We start from the raw sequence: 15,658 nt of genomic DNA on the forward strand, positions 1-15,658 counted from the left end.
CTAGGATGCAGCGGATCGAGGCCATTGTTCCATCGCCGGACCGCACGCATGCCTGACTCTCTCAGTGAAGAAGCCTTCGACTACATCGTGGTGGGCGCCGGCTCGGCCGGCTGCGTGCTGGCGGCGCGCCTGAGCGAGGACCCGGCCACGCGCGTGCTGCTGCTCGAGGCCGGGCCGCGCGACAGCTCGCCGTGGATCCACCTGCCGATCGGCTACGGCAAGACCATGTGGAGCCCGGTCTACAACTGGCGCTTCGAGACCGATCCCGACCCCAACATGAACGGCCGCCGCATCTACTGGCCGCGCGGCAAGACGCTGGGCGGCTCGAGTTCGATCAACGGTCTGATCTACATCCGCGGCCAGCGCGAGGACTACGACCACTGGGCCGCGCTCGGCAACCCCGGTTGGGGCTACGAAGAAGTGCTGCCCTACTTCGTGCGCTCCGAGGGCAACCAGCGCGGCGCGAGCCAGTTCCACGGCGGCGACGGGCCGCTCAAGGTGTCGGACATCGGCGCGCGCCACGAGCTGATCGAGGCCTTCATCGAAGGCGCGCGCCAGACCGGCGTGCCGCGCACCGAGGACTTCAACGGCGCCGTGCAGGAAGGCGCGGGCTACTACCAGCTCACCACGCACCGCGGCCTGCGCTGCAGCACCGCCAAGGCCTACCTCGCGCCGGCGCGCCATCGCCCCAACCTTCGCATCGAGACCGAGGCGCTGGCCACCGGCCTCGTGTTCGAGGGCCGGCGCGCGGCCGGCGTGCGCTATCGGCAAGGTGGCGTGGAGAAGACCGCGCGCTGCCGCGCCGAAGTGCTGCTTTCGGCCGGCTCGATCCAGTCGCCGCAGCTGCTGCAGCTCTCGGGCGTGGGCCCGCGCGCGCTGCTCGATCGCTTCGGCATCGCGCCGGTGCACGAACTGCCGGGCGTGGGCGAGAACCTGCAGGACCACCTGCAGATCCGCCTCGGCTACGAGTGCACCAAACCGATCACCACCAACGACCAGCTCAACTCCTGGGCCGGCCAGCTCGGCCTGGGCCTCGAATGGCTGCTGCATCGCAGCGGCGCGCTCGCGATCGGCATCAACCAGGGCGGCTGCTTCATGCGTGCGCTCAAGGACGACGCGGGCCGCCCCGTGGCCGCCACGCCCGACATCCAGTTCCACGTGGCCACGCTCTCGGCCGACATGGCCGGCGGCAAGGTGCATCCCTACTCGGGCTTCACCTTCTCGGTGTGCCAGCTGCGGCCCGAGTCGCGCGGCCACATCCGCATCCGCTCCACCGACGCGGCCGAGCCGCCCGAGATGCAGCCCAACTACCTCGCGACCGAACTCGACCGCGCGACCGCGGTGGCCGGCGTGAAGGCCGCGCGCGCCATCGCCGAGGCGCCCGCGATGCGGCCCTACGTCAAGCGCGAGGTGAAGCCCGGCGCGCAGGCCGCGAGCGATGCCGAGCTGCTCGAGTTCTGCCGCAACAACGGCGCCACCATCTTCCATCCCACCGGCACCTGCCGCATGGGGCACGACCCGCTCGCGGTGGTCGATGCGCGGCTGCGCGTGCACGGCATCGGCGGCCTGCGCGTGGTCGACTGCTCGGCCATGCCCACGCTGGTGTCGGGCAACACCAACGCCCCCGCGGTGATGATGGCCGAGAAGGCCGTCGACATGATCAGAGAGGACCACAGGGCGGCTTCGGCCGCGCACTAGCAGCAACGCATCCCGCACGGCCCGCCGAGAGCGAAGACCAAGAGGCCGCCACGACAACACTCATCGGAGACAACACATGAGCAGTGCACGCGACGACGAGAAAACGATTCGCAGGGTGGTGATTTCGGCGCTGGTGGGCGCCACCATCGAGTGGTACGACTTCTTCCTCTACGGGGTGGTGGCCGGCATCGTGTTCAACAAGCTCTACTTCCCGGGCAGCGACCCGGTGGTGGCGACCTTGCTGGCCTACACCACCTTCGCCGTGGGCTTCGTCACGCGGCCGCTGGGCGGCGTGATCTTCGGCCACTTCGGCGACAAGATCGGGCGCAAGAGCATGCTGATCATCACGCTGATGATCATGGGCGTGGCCACCTTCCTGATCGGCCTGGTGCCCACCTACGCGCAGATCGGCATCGCGGCACCGCTGCTGCTGCTGGTGCTGCGCGTGGCGCAGGGCATCGGCCTGGGCGGCGAATGGGGTGGCGCGGTGCTCATGGCCTACGAGTACGCGCCGAAGGAGAAGCGCGGCTTCTATGCCTCGCTGCCGCAGATCGGGCTGGCCATCGGCCTGTGCCTGGCCTCGGGCGTGGTCGCGCTGCTGTCATGGCTCCTGACGGACGAGCAGTTCATGGCCTGGGGCTGGCGCATCGCCTTCCTGATCTCGGGGCTGATGGTGGCGGTGGGCATGTACATCCGGCTGCACGTGAAGGAGACGCCCGAGTTCGCCGCGGTGAAGGCGCGCAACGCCGAGCTGCGCATCCCGTTCATGGACATGCTGCGCCGCTATCCGGGCAACGTGTTGAAGGGCATGGGCGCGCGCTACATCGACGGCGTGTTCTTCAACATCTTCGGCGTGTTCTCCATCGCCTACCTCACGGGCACGCTCAAGCTCAGCCGCACCGACGCGCTGCTGGGCGTGATGGCCGCGGCCATCGTGATGTGCTTCGCCATCCCCTTCTTCGGCCGGCTGTCGGACCGGATGGGCCGGCCCCGGGTCTACATGTGGGGCTCGCTGATCACCGCGGTGTCGGCCTTCCCGGGCTTCTGGCTGATGACGCACAGCGGCGGCAACGTGCTGCTGGTGTGGCTGTCGATCGTGATCCCGTTCGGCATCCTCTATGCCTCGGTCTACGGTCCCGAGGCCGCGCTGTTCTGCGACCTGTTCGACGCCAAGGTGCGCTACACCGGCATCTCCTTCGTCTACCAGTTCTCGGGCATCTTCGCCTCGGGCATCACGCCGATCATCGCCACCGCGCTGCTCAAGTCGGGCGGCGGCGAGCCGTGGCAGATCTGCCTGTACGTGCTGTTCGCGGGCGTGGTGTCGGCGTTGTGTGCCTGGCTGATCGGGCGCAGCCCCTCGCCGGCCGACGCGCCGGTGGTGGCACCGGCGCGCTGAGGCGGCCGCGCACGTCTCAGGGCAGCCGCTCCTCGTAGGCCTCGGCCGGCCGGTCGTTGGGCGACTGGAAGGCCGCCTTGAGCGAATCGCTCAGCGGAATGTTGATGACGGCGTTGCGCGGCGGGATCGGCGCCATGAACCAGCGCGCATAGAGCTTCTCGAGCGCGCCCGAGGCCATCGCGGTCGCGAGGTAGCCGTCGACCGCGCGCTTGAAGGCCGGGTCGTCCTTGCGGATCATGATCGCGATCGGCTCGATGCCCAGCGGCTTGCCGACGATGCGGAAGTCCGCCGGGTTGCGTGCGTTCGAGATGTTTCCTGCGAGCGTGTTGTCGTCCATCGCGAAGGCATCGGCGCGGCCGCTCTCGAGCAGCAGGAAGCTCTCGGCATGGTCCTTGGCCAGCACGATGTTCAGCGCCATGCCCTTGTTGTCCTGCTCGAGCCTGCGCAGCCGCTGCACGAGCGTGGTGCCCACGGTCGTGACCACGGTCTTGCCCTTGAGCTGCTCCGCCGACTCGATGCCGCTGGCCGCGCGCACCGCGAAGCGCGCCTCGGTGATGTAGGTGGTGCTGCCGAAGGCCACCTGCTGCTGGCGCGCGGCATTGTTGGTGGTCGAGCCGCACTCGATGTCGACGGTGCCGTTCTGCAGCAGCGGCACGCGGTTCTGCGAGGTCACGACCATCGGCCGCACCGCCACGCCGGGCAGCAGCTTCGCGAGCATCTGCTCGCACAGCTCGACGTGGTAGCCGACGTAGCCGCCGCCCACCGCGTACGACAGCGGCGGCGAGGCCTCGCGCACGCCCATCACGAGGGTGCCGGCGGCCTTGGCCTTGGCGAGCGTGCCGCCGGGTTCCTGCGCGAAAGCGGCCACAGCGACAGCCGCGAGCAGCGCGCCCGCGAGCATTCGATTCGGGGTCTTCATGGCGTCCTCCGGCGCGTCAGGCCGCGAGCGCCACCGGCGCGGGATGGGCGATCTCGTCCAGGCTCTCGCGCAGCGCGCGGTCGAGGATCTCGATGGCGCGGTCGATCTGCTCGTGCGCCACGTTGAGCGGCGGCGCGATGCGCCACACCGAGCCGCGCTCGGGCCGGCGCCGGATGTTCATGCTCAGGCCGAGCTCGAAGCACTTCTTCGTGGTGCGCGCGCCGAGCTCGTGATGAGGCAGCCGCGACTCGCGGTCCTGCACCAGCTCCACGCCCAGCAGCAGGCCCTCGCCGCGCACGTCGCCGATCGCCTCGTAACGCCGCTGCAGCTCGAGCAGTTGCCCGCGCAGGTAGGCGCCGGTGGTGCGCGCGCGCTCGATCAGGCCTTCGCTGCGGATGGTGTCGAGCACCGCGAGGCCGACGGTGGCGGGCAGCGGGTCGGAGACATGGCTGGTGTAGAAGGTGAAGCCCTTCTCGTGCACGTCCTGCTCGATGCGCGGGCTGGTCGCCACGGCCGCCAGCGGCAGGCCGCCGCCCATGGTCTTCGACACCGACATGATGTCGGGCACCACGCCGTAGAAGTCGGAAGCCGTGCGGTGGCCGATGCGGCCGAACGCGGTCTGGGCCTCGTCGAAGATCAAGAGCATGCCGCGCTCGTCGGCGGCGCGGCGCAGCGCCTGCATGTACGACCGGGGCGGCACCAGCACGCCGCCCGCGCTGATGATCGGCTCGATGATGATCGCGGCGCGCCGGCCGGTCGAGGCCATGTCGTACATCTTGAGGCCGAGCTCGAGGCAGGCCAGCGCCGATTCCTCGCCCGACATGCCGCGGATGTAGGGCCGGTAGGCGTTGGGCTCGGGCATCAGGTAGACGCCGGGCACGTGCACGCCGTAGCCCTTGCGGTCGCTCGCGAACGACACCGCGCTGGTGCCGCCGGTCACGCCGTGCCAGGAGCCGCCCACGGCCAGGATCTCGAAGCCGCCGGTGTACATCTTCGCCATGCGCAGCGCGACCTCGTTGCTCTCGGAACCGGTGTTCACGAACAGCGACTTGCTCAGCGGCGCGGGCATCCAGTCGGTGGCCATCTTCTGCGCCAGCTCGGCCACCACCTCGGGGATCATGCCGCTGAACAGGTGGAAGGCCTTCTCGCCGGCCTCGTGCACCGCGCGCACGATCGCCGGATGGTTGTGGCCGATGGTGGCGCACATCTGGCCCGAGGTGAAGTCGAGGATCTCGCGGCCCGTGTCGTCGACCACCACCGCGCCGCGGGCGCTGCGGAACAGGTTGGGGAAGGTGTCGCCGCCGTAGCGCACCATGTATTCCTTCGCGGCCGCGCGCAGTTGTTCGCTCATGTCCGAATCCTTTGCTGAAGTGGTGAGTGGATTCGCCAATGGTCGCGAGGCCCGCGCACGCGGTCCAATGTCGAGTTTGCATCCGGGCGCGATGCGCGGCACGCATCGCCCATGCACGCAAGCGATGGGCACGCGGCTTGCAGAATGCGCCGCACGCAAAGCAACAGAGGTCGCGATGGACACACGCTGGTTTCAGGATTTCGTCACCTTGGCCGAGGTGCAGAACTTCACGCGCGCGGCCGAGATGCGCAACGTCTCGCAGGCCGCGTTCAGCCGCCGCATCCAGGCGCTCGAGCAATGGCTGGGCGCCAAACTGATCGATCGCGCGGCCTATCCCACGCGGCTCACGCCCGCGGGCGAGCGCTTCCGCAAGGTGGCCGCGGGCCTGCTCGACCAGATCGCCGACGCGCGCGCCGAGATCGGCGACGCGCCCGCGCGCAACCACGTGCGCATCGCCTCGACCTATGCGCTCGCGAGCACGCGGCTGCCGGGCTGGTGGGCGCGCTGGTCGGGCGCGGGCGACCTCAGCTGCAGCCTCGAGGTCGGCAACGTGCACGACACGCTGACGGCCTTCAGCGCGGGCTCGGCCGACGTGCTGATCGGCTTCCACCAGGCCGCGCATCCGCTGCAGCTCGATGCCGCGCGCTTCGAGCGCCGCGAGCTCGGCCTCGAGCGCGTGCGGCCCTACGTCTCGCGCGCGCTCGCCGCCTCCGAACGCTTCGCGCTGCCGGGCAGCGCAACCCATCCGCTGCCCTTGCTGATGTACTCGCCCGGCGGCTACTTCGCGCGCGTGGTCGCGACCGCGATCGAGCAGTCGGCGCAGCCGCTGGCCGGCTACCGGGCCTTCGAGTCCGAGATGACCGACGTGCTTGGCGACCTCGCGCAGCAGGGCATGGGCATGGCCTGGCTGCCCGACAGCTCCTTCGTCGCGGGCCGGCTCGGCGAGCTGGTGCCGGTGGGCGACGGTGCCTGGGACGTGGAGGTCGCGATCGTGGCCTGGCGCGCGCGGCTCAATGCGCGGCCCGCGGTCGCGCGGCTGTGGGAGCGCATCGGCGCCGACGCACTGCCTGCCTAGGACTCGGCCGGCATGCGCTCGGCGATGACCTCGCGCAGCAACGACAGCGCCGGCGCCTCGCTGCGGCCGGCCAGGGTCACGAGGCCGAAGCGCGCGCGGCCCAGCGGCGGGTGCACCGGCAGCGCCACCAGGTCGGGCGCCACCGCGCGCACCGCGAGCAGGATCGCGTCGCTGTCGCGCGCGAGCTCGACCAGGTTCGACAGCTCCGAGCAGCGCAGGGTCACGCACCGGTCGGGATGCGCATCGGGGCCGTAGGCATCGACCATCGCGCGCACCACGTCGCGCCCTAGCCCGGTGGAAGCGAGCGGATAGTCCTTGAGGCTCTGGAACGTCATCGGCCCGCGCTTGCGCGTTAGGGCCTGTTAACCCTATTCAAGCGGCAACATCATTTCCGACTCGGCGCTGCTGCGCGGCACCATCCGCAGCTACAAGCCGCAGGTGCGCAAGCAGCTGATCGACGGCGTGCGCCGCACCGCGCTGGCCTCGGCCGCGATGGCGGGCGCGCCCGAACCCGCCATCGGCCTCGACCCGGCGCGCGGCAACGGCGCGGTGATCAACGACCAGGCGCTGGCGCAGCGCACCGTGGCCGCGCTCAAGGCGCAGCTCGGCGACGCGAACGTGGTGCAGGTGCCGCCGATCACCGCCAGCGAGGACTTCTCGGAGTTCGCGGTGGAGGGCGTGCCCACCTTTTTCTTCTTCATCGGCGTGAACGATCCGAAGGAGGTCGCCGACTCGCAGAAGGAAGGCGGCAAGCCCCTGCCCTTCAACCACTCGCCCTTCTTCGCGCCGGTGCCCGAGCCCTCGATCACGACCGGCGTGCAGGCGATGACGGCCGCCGTGCTGAGCGCGCTGGCCGCGAAGCCTACTTCAGCCGGTAGCTGAGCTTCTTGCCGCCGCGCACCTGGGCATCGAGGCCCAGCCATTCGCCGTCGGCCACGGCGTACCAGAGGTCGATCGGCTGCTCGGGCCCGCTGACGCGCCAGCGCCGGGCCGCCACGCCGCGGCCGCGCACCTCGACGCGGCCCTCGTCGAGCGCGGCGATGCGCACCGGCTCGAGCTTGCCGGTCTGCGCATTGAGCAGCTGCTGCTGCGCGCGCATCGCGGGGTTCCAGTAGGCGAAGCTCATCACGCAGCCCGGCATCGCGCTGCGGCCGCGTTGCGTGACGACCATCAGCGCGGGGCCGTCGCCCTCCGAGTCGCGCTCGGCGCGCACCTCGGAGCGGTCGCCGCCGTCGTTGGTGTCGGCATCGAGCCGGCGCAGGCAGTCGCCGCGCCAGTGCTCGACCGCCGAATGCCGGTAGCGGTAGACCGTGACGCCCAGCAGCTTGACCGCGAACGCGGCCTCGCTGCTCAGCCGGCGCTCGTCGCCCGCGACCGTGAGCACGAAGCGGTGCTCGCCGATCGGCGCGTCGTCGAGCAGCACGCGGAAGTTCCATTCGCCCGTGGCGGGCGAGGCCACCGGCTGCGCGCCCGCCGCGAAGGCCAGCGCGCACGCCAGCGCCGTGCCGGCATGGCGCACCCTCATTCCGGCGGCCGGCGCACCGGCCCCGGCACGAAGGCGTTGGTGCGCGCGATGTAGTCGCGATAGGCCGGCCGGCGCTCGCCGATGTCGGCCTCGAGCAGGCGCACGCCCGACACGCGCAGCAGCAGCCAGGTCATGAGCAGCGGCGAGACCACGCTCCAGGCGCCGCCGAGGCCGGCCGCGCCCAGCGCCATCAGCCACATTCCCCACCAGACGCAGGCCTCGCCGAAGTAGTTGGGATGGCGGCTGTAGCGCCACAGGCCGCGGTCCATCACCCGGCCGCGGTGCGAGGGGTCGGCCTTGAAGCGCGACATCTGGGCATCGGCGATGGCCTCGAAGCCGATGCCGAAGGCCACCAGCGCGCCGCCCGCGATGTCGAGCCAGCCCAGCGGCCGCGCGCCCGCCATGCCGACGAACAGCGGCGCCGAGACGATCCAGGCCAGCACCGCCTGCAGGCCGAACACCAGGTAGAGGCTCTTCCAGCCGAAGCCCGGCTGGTTGCGCGCGCGGATCGCCTGGTAGCGCCGGTCCTCGCCGTGGCCCCAGTTGCGCGCCGCCACATAGAGCGCCAGCCGCAGCCCCCACAGCAGCGCGAGCACGGCCATGGCCAGGCCGCGCGGGTCGTGCAGCGGCGCATTCGGCAGCAGCACCAGGTAGACCAGGCCCGCGCCCGCGATCAGCAGCGGCCAGAAGCGGTCGATCAGGCTCGCGTCGCGCCGCGCCAGGCTCTCGAGCCAGACCACCAGCGCGACCGCGGCGGTGAAGGCGAGGCCGGCGAAGGCGGCTTCGAGCGGGCTGAAGTTCATCGGGACGGCCTCAGGCGCGCCGCTCGAACAGGTAGTGGCTGACCCACCAGCGCTGCCCGTGCTCGTAGCCGAACAGCTCGGCCACCGACATGAAGAACAGGCGCCAGCGCGTCCACCAGACATGGGCATCGTCGCCGTAGGTGGCCTGGAACAGCGGGCGCAGCGCCTCGCGCCGCTGGTCCATGTTGCGCAGCCAGGCCTCGGCGGTGCGCTGGTAGTGGCGGCCTTCCCAGCGCCAGCGGCGCAGCAGCCGCAGGTCGTCCTGGCAGTGCAGCGCGAGGTCGTCGCTGGGCATCATGCCGCCCGAGAAGAAGTGCTCGCTCATCCAGTCGCTGGCGTCGCGCACCTCGAAGGGATAGGGCGCCTCGCGGTGCACGAACACGTGCATGAAGAAGCGCCCGCCGGGCCGCAGCCAGCGCGCCACGTTGGCGAAGGCCTGCGGCCAGTTGCGCAGGTGCTCGAACATCTCGACCGAGACCACGCGGTCGAAGCGCTCCTCGGTATCGAACACGTTGATGTCGCGCGTGAGCACCCGCACATTGGCCAGCCCGCGCCGCGCGGCCTCGGCCTCGATGTATTCGCGCTGCGAGCCGGAGTTCGACAGCGCCGTGATCCGGCTGCCCGGGTAGTGCGCGGCCATCCACAGCGTGAGCGAGCCCCAGCCGCAGCCCAGCTCGAGGATGTCCTGCCCGTTCTCGAGCCCGGCGCGCTCGCAGGTGCTGGCCAGCGCGGCCGATTCGGCCTCCTCGAGCGTGTGCGTGCCCTCGGGCCAGTAGCAGCTGCTGTACTTGCGGTGGTTGCCGAGCACCTGGCCGAAGAAGGCGGCCGGCACCTCGTAGTGCTGGGCATTGGCCTTCTCGGGCAGCGGCGCCAGGCTGGCCGAGCGCATGCGCCCGACGAAATCCTGCGTCAGCTCGGCCACGGCCGGGGTGTTGCCGGCATACAACTCCGACAGCCGGTCCTTGAGCAGTCGCCGGATGCCGCGGCGCACCACGGTATCGGGCACCAGGCCCTTCTCGACCCAGCGGATGGCGAACGCGATGTCCTGCGGCATGGCTTCTTCTTCCTTCTCGTGCGTGTTGGCGGGCCCCGCCGTCCGGGGCCGATCTTCCCCCTGTACGCAGCCGGCGGCCATCCGGATGCATCCGGCGCGCGCGAACCGAAGCGGCGCCATGCCCCTGCGCCGGCGCGGGCCTCTGGCCGAACTGGAACAATGCGCCCACTCTCATGGACGGACTCGACCTCATCAAGACATTTCGCGAAGTCGCGTTCCGGCGCAGCTTCTCGCGCGCGGCCCTGTCGCTGGGCATGTCGAAGGCCACCGTCAGCCGCTACGTGGCCGAGCTCGAGGAGCGCAGCGGCGTGCGGCTGCTCAACCGCTCCACCCGCTCGCTGAGCCTGACCGACGCCGGCGAGGTGCTGCTCGAGCGCAGCACCCAGCTGGTCGACATGGCCGAGAACACCCTCAACGACCTGCAGGCCCACGGCGCCCATCCGCGCGGCCGGCTGCGCATGAGCGCGCCGCACGGGCTGATCGCCGGCTGGCTCTCGGACGTGATCGCCGAGTTCATCAAGCGCTATCCCGACGTCTACGTGAGCCTGGTCTTCACCAACAGCGCGGTCGACCTGATCGGCGAGGGCATCGACATCCACCTGACGGGCGGGCGCATCGACGACATGAACCTGATCGTGCGGCGGCTGGTGCAGTTCGACATGGTGGTCTGCGCCACCCCGGCCTACTGGGCGCTGCGCGGCATGCCGCGCGTGCCGGCCGACCTGAGCCGGCACGACGTGCTCGGCTATTCGGCGGCCTCGACCACCCACCTGCCCTTCGAGACCGAAGGCGAGGCCTACGAGGTGCCGGTGCACAGCCGCATGGAGGCCAACGACGCGGTCGCGCTGATCGAGCTGGCGCTGCGCAGCGTGGGCGTGGCCTACGTGCCCGAGCCGCTGGCCCAGTCGCACCTGGAGCGCGGCGCGCTGGTGCCGGTGCTGCGCGAGCACATGCCGCACGACCACTGGCTCTATGCCGCCTATTCGCAGCGGCGCCACAACAGCGCGGCGATGCGCGCGATGCTCGATTTCCTCGAGCAGTCGATGGGGCCGGGCGGCGCCCTGCCCTCGCCCATGCCGCCGGCGGTGCCGGTCTCGCCGCCCGCCGCCCCTTCCGCTACATGCGCCCTTTCCAGGGAACCAGACGCCGCTCGAGCCAGCGCATCAGCAGGTCGAACAGGTACGCCACCACCCCGATGACCACGATCCCCATGATCACGATGTCGGTGCGCAGGAAGTTCGACGCGTTCAGCACCATCTGACCCAGCCCCATGTTGGCCGCCACCATCTCGGCGGCCACCAGCGTGGTCCAGCCGAAGCCGATCGCGATGCGCATGCCGACCAGGATGTCGGGCAGCGCCGAGGGCAGGATCACGTGGCGGATCACCTGCAGGTAGCTCGCGCCCATCGAGTAGGCCGCGTTGATCTGCTCCTGCGAGGCGCTGCGCATGCCCGAGCGCGCGGCCAGCGCCAGCGGCGCGAAGCAGCTCAGGAAGATCAGCAGCACCTTGGGCAGCTCGTCGATGCCGAACCAGATGATGATCAGCGGCAGGTAGGCCAGCGGCGGCAGCGGCCGGTAGAACTCCAGCGGCGGATCGAAGATGCCGCGCCAGAAGCGGCTCATGCCCATCGCGATGCCCACCGGGATGGCCGTGACGCAGGCCAGCAGGAAGGCCGAGAACACGCGGAACATGCTCGCGAGGAAGTGCTGCCACAGCGGCTTGTCGTTGGCCTGGCCGGTCAGGTATTCGTAGAACTGCTGGAACACCGCCTGCGGCGTCGGCAGGAACAGCGGCTTGACCCAGCCCATGTTGGTGACCAGGAACCACAGCGCGAGCAGCGTCAGCACCGTGACCACGCTGATCGTGAAGCTCGAGCCCTCGCCCGGCACCTTGAAGGCGCTGGTCTTGAGCTTGGCGCCGGGCGCGGGCGGCGGGACGGCGGTGGGCTTGGTGGGAGGCGTCATGGCGACCGATGCGATGCTGGCCTCAGGCATGAGCGGCCTCGCGGTGGTGGATGATGGAAAGCACTTCCTCGCGCATGCGGATGAATTCGGGCTCGGACTTCACCTTGCGCGAATCGCCGTGCGAGAGGTACTGGCGCGAGAACGGCACCTCGTCGTAGACGTGCGAGATGCGCCCCGGGCTCGGGCTCATCACGATCAGCCGGGTGGCGAGGAACAGCGCTTCCTCCACCGAGTGGGTGATGAAGAACACCATCTTGTTCGAGGTCGACCAGGCCTGCAGCAGGATCTCCTGCACCTGCTCGCGCGTGAAGGCGTCGAGCGCGCCCATCGGCTCGTCCATCAGCAGCACGGCCGGATCGCTGGCCAGCGCGCGCGCGATGCCCACGCGCTGCTGCATGCCGCCCGAGAGCTCGTACACCGCGCGGTCGGCGTATTTCTGCAGCCCGACCAGCGCGAGTTTCTCTTCCGCCACGCGGTCGCGCGTGGCGCGGTCGACGCCCGCGAGCCGCAAGCCCAGCGCCACGTTGTCGCGCACGTTGAGCCAGGGCATGAGCGCGTGCTTCTGGAACACCACGCCGCGGTCGGCACCGGGGCCGGCCACGGGTTGGCCGTCGAGCAGGATCTCGCCGGTGGACGGCGGCAGGAAGCCCGCGATGCAGTTCAAGAGCGTGGTCTTGCCGCAGCCCGAGGCGCCGAGCGCGACCACGAAGTCACCGTCGTGCATGCGCAGGTTGACCGGCGCCAGCGCCTGCAGGGTGCCGCCCTTGACGGCGTAGTTGACCGTGAGGTCGCGGATGTCGAGCGTGGGCATGGGCTTTTTTTGTTTACCGCGCCGCGCTCACTTGGCCGCCAGGGCCTTCTCGACGTACGTGGTGGTCACGTAGGCCGAGTAGTCGGGCTTGACTTCCTGCACCCGGCCCTGCTCCTTGAGGAAGGCCGCCGTGTTCGCCATCGCCTTGGCCGCGCCGCCGCCGAGCCAGGTCGGCGAGAGCTGCTCGGACAGGGTCGGGAAGCTGTAGAGCGCCATCGCCGCGCCGACGTCCTTCGGATCGGCCTTGGTCCACTTGGCCATCGCCTTGGTCTGCGGCGAGTCGGGCGTCCAGCTCTTGCCCGAGGCCTTGTACTCGTCGTTGGCACGGTTGAGCGCCTTCACGAACGCCACCATGAAGGCCTCGTTCTCGGCCGCCCACTTGGCGTTGACCACGATGCCCTCGAAGGTCGGCGCGCCGCGCTTGCCGATGCTGCCCGAGGTGGCGATCACCTTGCCGCTGGAGCGGATCTTGGAGAGCACCGGGTCCCAGATGAAGGTGGCGTCGATGTCGCCACGCTCCCAGGCCGCCGCGATCTCGGGCGGGCGCATGTTCATCACGTTGACCTTCTTCGCGTCGACGCCTTCCATCTTCATCGCGGCCATGAGCTGGTAGTGGGCGGTGGAGACGAAGGGCGTGGCCACCTTCTTGCCCGCGAGGTCCTTGAGGCTCGCGACGCCCGAGGCATTGCGCGCCACCAGCGCCTCGGCGTCGGCGATGTCGGCCGAGATCCAGAACAGCTTGATGTCCTGCCCCTGGCTGGCCGCGGCCGTGAGCGGGCTCGAGCCGGTCTCGCCCATCTGCACGTCGCCCGAGGCCATGGCACGGATCACGTCGCCGCCGCCCGAGAACATGCGCCAGTTGATCTTGTAGCCGGTGGCCTTCTCGACCTCGCCCGACTCCATGACCAGGCGCAGGGGGACGAGCATGTCCTGATGGGCGAAGGTGAGTTCCTTGGCCTTCTGGGCGAAGGCGGTGCCGGTGGTGGCCAGCACGAGCAGCGCTGTGGCTGCGATTGCACGGTGCAGGGATCGACGCGTGTTCATCCGGGTTCTCCTTGTCTGTTGCGGGCGGCGCTGGCCGAGGCTTCGGGGCGAGGGGTACTGTGCATGGTTGGGGGTGGGGTGCAAAGTGCCAGGGGTGGGGGGTGGGGGGTGCCAGTGGACTGGGACTTACCCTTGTTTGGTGCTTGGGGGCACGGGGGAGGTGCGTTTTTTGTTTTTTGGGTTGTGGTTTGTTTGGGAGTTGGTTTCTTTGGTGAGGCTGTTGGCCGGGTCTCGCCCCGGCGGCCGACTCACTTTTCTTGTCTCGCCAAGAAAAGTAAGCAAAAGAAGGCGACCCCACTGTCTGCGTCCCTCCGCTTCGCTACGGGCAACCTGCGGTGCTCGCGTTTCGCGGGGTCTCGCAGAACTCGCTTCGCTCAAACAGCTGCGAGCCCTGATCCGCGAAACGCTGCGCTCCTCGGCGCAGCCAGAGGGGGTGGATCGGGCCGTCGCTTCGCTCGGCCTTGGATACCCAACGGGCCATCGCTTTGCTCGGCCTCCTGTCCCCTCTCCCTCTGGGAGAGGGTTAGGGTGAGGGCACCGGGCCTCACCAAGGGTCTGACGGTATCCACCGCCCAGAGCCCTCACCCCAGCCCTCTCCCAGAGGGAGAGGGAGCAATACCGAAGCCAAGCGAAGCGATGGCCCGTTGGGTATGCCAGGCCGAGCGAAGCGACGGCCCGACCGCTCCCCTCTGGCTGTGCCGAGGAGCGCAGGCGTAGGCGGGATAAGGGCCGCAGCTGTCTGAGCGGAACGAAGTGCAGCGAGTTCTGCGGACCCCCGCCGTAGCCGAGCACCGCAGGTTGCCCGTAGCGAAGCGAAGGGACACAGACAGCGGGGTCGCCTTTTCTTTGCCTAGGCGGTTTCAAAGACCAAGTGCAACGGTCGGGACAAGGCCTGCTTTGTCCATATAAACGTTGTCGAAGAACACCTCGGCAGGACTGCGCCAGCCGAGTGTCTTGCGAGGCCTCATGTTGAGTTCCCAAGCCATGCCGTCGAGCTCCCGCTGGGAGTACACGCTCAAGTCGGTGCCCTTGGGCAGGTATTGCCGCAGCAAACCGCTGGTGTGTTCGTTGATGCCTCGCTGCCATGGACTGTGCGGGTCGCAGAAGTAGATCTTCAAGCCCGTGTTTTCGGCGAGCTTCTTGTGCAGCGCCATTTCCTTGCCTTGGTCGTAGGTCAGCGTCTGGCGTATTTCCGGGGGCAATGCCGAGAAGGCCAGCGTGAAGCCATTGAGCGCGTCCAGTGCGGTGCTGCCATCGAGTTTGACCAGCATGGCGAACAACGATCTGCGGCATACCAGCGTGCCCACGGCCGAGGCATTTGCCTTGCCCTTGATGAGGTCGCCTTCCCAATGCCCCGGCAGAAGGCGGTCGTTGGCTTCGGGCGGGCGCACGTGGATGCTCACAATGTCCTGCAACGATCCGCGCCTGTCCTCGCCCCGGGTTCTCGGTTTGCGGGCCCCTCGTCCCTGGCGCAGCAATACCACCAGTTCGCGACGCAGGTCGCCTTTGGGCATCGCATAGATGGCGGTGTAGATGGTCTCGTGAGAGGCTTGCAATTCTGGCTGTCCGGGATGGCGTTGCCTGAGTTTGGCAGCGATCTGCTCGGGCGAAAGCTTGAGCTCCAGCAGGGTCCTGACTTCGGACCACAAGACACCATCGCGGTGCAGCTTGCGTACTGGCCAGGCCGCACGACGCACCCGCCGCGCTCGCTGGCCAGCTCGGCTCGCGTCGTAGCCTCCAGCGACTCGCGGCCGGCCCATCACACACTGCTCGGACTCGTTTTGGTAACCATTGCGGCGCAGCTCTCGAGTGATGGTGCTCGGCGACCTGCCCAGCACTGCGGCAATGGATCGAGCGCTGTAGCCCTGCACTTTCATGGCCATCACCACTCCACGCTCTTCCGCACTCAACTGCTGATAGGTATTCGCCATGCAACTCCTCTGAATTTGAAGTGTTGCACTTGGTCTTTGAAACCGCCCTACTTTCTTTTGGCGAAGCAAAAGAAAGTAGGTCCGCC

At 69.2% G+C, this 15,658-nt stretch carries 15 protein-coding genes; 5 read left to right on the forward strand and 10 right to left on the reverse strand.

All coding sequences use genetic code 11. From position 1 onward, the window contains the following. Positions 1 to 48: 48 nt before the first annotated feature. Positions 49 to 1,698 carry a choline dehydrogenase gene (locus tag INQ48_23475; GenBank protein QRF56294.1) on the forward strand — a complete coding sequence of 550 codons (1,650 nt, stop codon included), beginning with the start codon at positions 49 to 51 and terminating at the stop codon, positions 1,696 to 1,698. A 76-nt stretch (positions 1,699 to 1,774) separates the two neighbouring features. Beyond that, entirely contained in the window at positions 1,775 to 3,094 is a 1,320-nt protein-coding gene (locus INQ48_23480; protein QRF56295.1) for an MHS family MFS transporter, read from the forward strand. Between the two features lie 16 nt (positions 3,095 to 3,110). On the opposite strand, the gene INQ48_23485 is transcribed toward INQ48_23480, so the two are convergent. Together INQ48_23485 and INQ48_23490 are read right to left on the reverse strand one after the other, a co-directional pair. After that, positions 3,111 to 4,013 carry a transporter substrate-binding domain-containing protein gene (locus INQ48_23485; protein ID QRF56296.1) on the reverse strand — a complete coding sequence of 301 codons (903 nt, stop codon included), beginning with the start codon at positions 4,011 to 4,013 and terminating at the stop codon, positions 3,111 to 3,113. Between the two features lie 16 nt (positions 4,014 to 4,029). Next, entirely contained in the window at positions 4,030 to 5,364 is a 1,335-nt protein-coding gene (locus INQ48_23490) for an aspartate aminotransferase family protein (protein ID QRF56297.1), read from the reverse strand. A gap of 175 nt (positions 5,365 to 5,539) precedes the next feature. On the opposite strand from INQ48_23490, the gene INQ48_23495 reads away from it, so the two are divergent. Further along, a complete protein-coding gene (locus INQ48_23495; protein ID QRF56298.1) occupies positions 5,540 to 6,439 on the forward strand; it encodes a LysR family transcriptional regulator in 900 nt (299 codons plus the stop codon). On the opposite strand, the gene INQ48_23500 is transcribed toward INQ48_23495, so the two are convergent. Beyond that, positions 6,436 to 6,774 (reverse strand): hypothetical protein, encoded by a 339-nt coding sequence (locus tag INQ48_23500; protein QRF56299.1) that lies wholly within the window; start codon positions 6,772 to 6,774, stop codon positions 6,436 to 6,438. The genes INQ48_23495 and INQ48_23500 overlap by 4 nt on opposite strands. 103 nt (positions 6,775 to 6,877) lie before the next feature. Here INQ48_23500 and INQ48_23505 point away from each other — a divergent pair, with 103 nt between their 5' ends. After that, positions 6,878 to 7,321 (forward strand): hypothetical protein, encoded by a 444-nt coding sequence (locus tag INQ48_23505; protein QRF56300.1) that lies wholly within the window; start codon positions 6,878 to 6,880, stop codon positions 7,319 to 7,321. Here the strand turns inward: INQ48_23505 and INQ48_23510 are convergent. The 3 genes from INQ48_23510 to INQ48_23520 are packed head-to-tail and all read right to left on the reverse strand — an operon-like array spanning position 7,302 to position 9,821. Continuing rightward, positions 7,302 to 7,937, reverse strand: coding sequence for a hypothetical protein (locus tag INQ48_23510; GenBank protein QRF60860.1), 636 nt, complete (start codon positions 7,935 to 7,937; stop codon positions 7,302 to 7,304). The genes INQ48_23505 and INQ48_23510 overlap by 20 nt on opposite strands. A gap of 23 nt (positions 7,938 to 7,960) precedes the next feature. After that, a complete protein-coding gene (locus tag INQ48_23515; GenBank protein ID QRF56301.1) occupies positions 7,961 to 8,767 on the reverse strand; it encodes a DUF1295 domain-containing protein in 807 nt (268 codons plus the stop codon). A 10-nt stretch (positions 8,768 to 8,777) separates the two neighbouring features. Continuing rightward, positions 8,778 to 9,821, reverse strand: coding sequence for a class I SAM-dependent methyltransferase (locus INQ48_23520; GenBank protein ID QRF56302.1), 1,044 nt, complete (start codon positions 9,819 to 9,821; stop codon positions 8,778 to 8,780). A gap of 173 nt (positions 9,822 to 9,994) precedes the next feature. Here INQ48_23520 and INQ48_23525 point away from each other — a divergent pair, with 173 nt between their 5' ends. Next, entirely contained in the window at positions 9,995 to 11,020 is a 1,026-nt protein-coding gene (locus INQ48_23525) for a LysR family transcriptional regulator (GenBank protein ID QRF56303.1), read from the forward strand. Here the strand turns inward: INQ48_23525 and INQ48_23530 are convergent. The 4 genes from INQ48_23530 to INQ48_23545 form a co-directional block, all read right to left on the reverse strand. Beyond that, on the reverse strand, positions 10,938 to 11,816 hold the full coding sequence (locus INQ48_23530) for an ABC transporter permease subunit (GenBank protein QRF56304.1): 879 nt from the start codon (positions 11,814 to 11,816) through the stop codon (positions 10,938 to 10,940). The two genes, INQ48_23525 and INQ48_23530, sit on opposite strands and share 83 nt — an antisense overlap. Beyond that, positions 11,809 to 12,597, reverse strand: coding sequence for an ATP-binding cassette domain-containing protein (locus INQ48_23535; GenBank protein QRF56305.1), 789 nt, complete (start codon positions 12,595 to 12,597; stop codon positions 11,809 to 11,811). Before INQ48_23535 ends, INQ48_23530 begins: the two co-directional genes overlap by 8 nt. 27 nt (positions 12,598 to 12,624) lie before the next feature. Further along, complete coding sequence (gene tauA / locus INQ48_23540) at positions 12,625 to 13,641, reverse strand: taurine ABC transporter substrate-binding protein (GenBank protein QRF56306.1); 1,017 nt, start codon at positions 13,639 to 13,641, stop codon at positions 12,625 to 12,627. A gap of 860 nt (positions 13,642 to 14,501) precedes the next feature. After that, positions 14,502 to 15,572, reverse strand: coding sequence for an IS30 family transposase (locus tag INQ48_23545; GenBank protein QRF56307.1), 1,071 nt, complete (start codon positions 15,570 to 15,572; stop codon positions 14,502 to 14,504). Positions 15,573 to 15,658 lie beyond the last annotated feature (86 nt).

Source organism: Variovorax paradoxus (assembly GCA_016806145.1).
Taxonomy (GTDB): domain Bacteria; phylum Pseudomonadota; class Gammaproteobacteria; order Burkholderiales; family Burkholderiaceae_C; genus Variovorax.

Bases quoted from the DNA above. Each gene is read 5' to 3' on its own strand.
- INQ48_23545 (QRF56307.1), bottom strand. From the start codon at position 15,572: ATGGCGAATACCTATCAGCAGTTGAGTGCGGAAGAGCGTGGAGTGGTG.
- INQ48_23525 (QRF56303.1), top strand. From the start codon at position 9,995: ATGGACGGACTCGACCTCATCAAGACATTTCGCGAAGTCGCGTTCCGG.
- INQ48_23480 (QRF56295.1), top strand. From the start codon at position 1,775: ATGAGCAGTGCACGCGACGACGAGAAAACGATTCGCAGGGTGGTGATT.
- INQ48_23500 (QRF56299.1), bottom strand. From the start codon at position 6,774: ATGACGTTCCAGAGCCTCAAGGACTATCCGCTCGCTTCCACCGGGCTA.
- INQ48_23485 (QRF56296.1), bottom strand. From the start codon at position 4,013: ATGAAGACCCCGAATCGAATGCTCGCGGGCGCGCTGCTCGCGGCTGTC.
- INQ48_23475 (QRF56294.1), top strand. From the start codon at position 49: ATGCCTGACTCTCTCAGTGAAGAAGCCTTCGACTACATCGTGGTGGGC.
- INQ48_23530 (QRF56304.1), bottom strand. From the start codon at position 11,816: ATGCCTGAGGCCAGCATCGCATCGGTCGCCATGACGCCTCCCACCAAG.
- INQ48_23495 (QRF56298.1), top strand. From the start codon at position 5,540: ATGGACACACGCTGGTTTCAGGATTTCGTCACCTTGGCCGAGGTGCAG.
- INQ48_23515 (QRF56301.1), bottom strand. From the start codon at position 8,767: ATGAACTTCAGCCCGCTCGAAGCCGCCTTCGCCGGCCTCGCCTTCACC.
- tauA (QRF56306.1), bottom strand. From the start codon at position 13,641: ATGAACACGCGTCGATCCCTGCACCGTGCAATCGCAGCCACAGCGCTG.
- INQ48_23535 (QRF56305.1), bottom strand. From the start codon at position 12,597: ATGCCCACGCTCGACATCCGCGACCTCACGGTCAACTACGCCGTCAAG.
- INQ48_23490 (QRF56297.1), bottom strand. From the start codon at position 5,364: ATGAGCGAACAACTGCGCGCGGCCGCGAAGGAATACATGGTGCGCTAC.
- INQ48_23520 (QRF56302.1), bottom strand. From the start codon at position 9,821: ATGCCGCAGGACATCGCGTTCGCCATCCGCTGGGTCGAGAAGGGCCTG.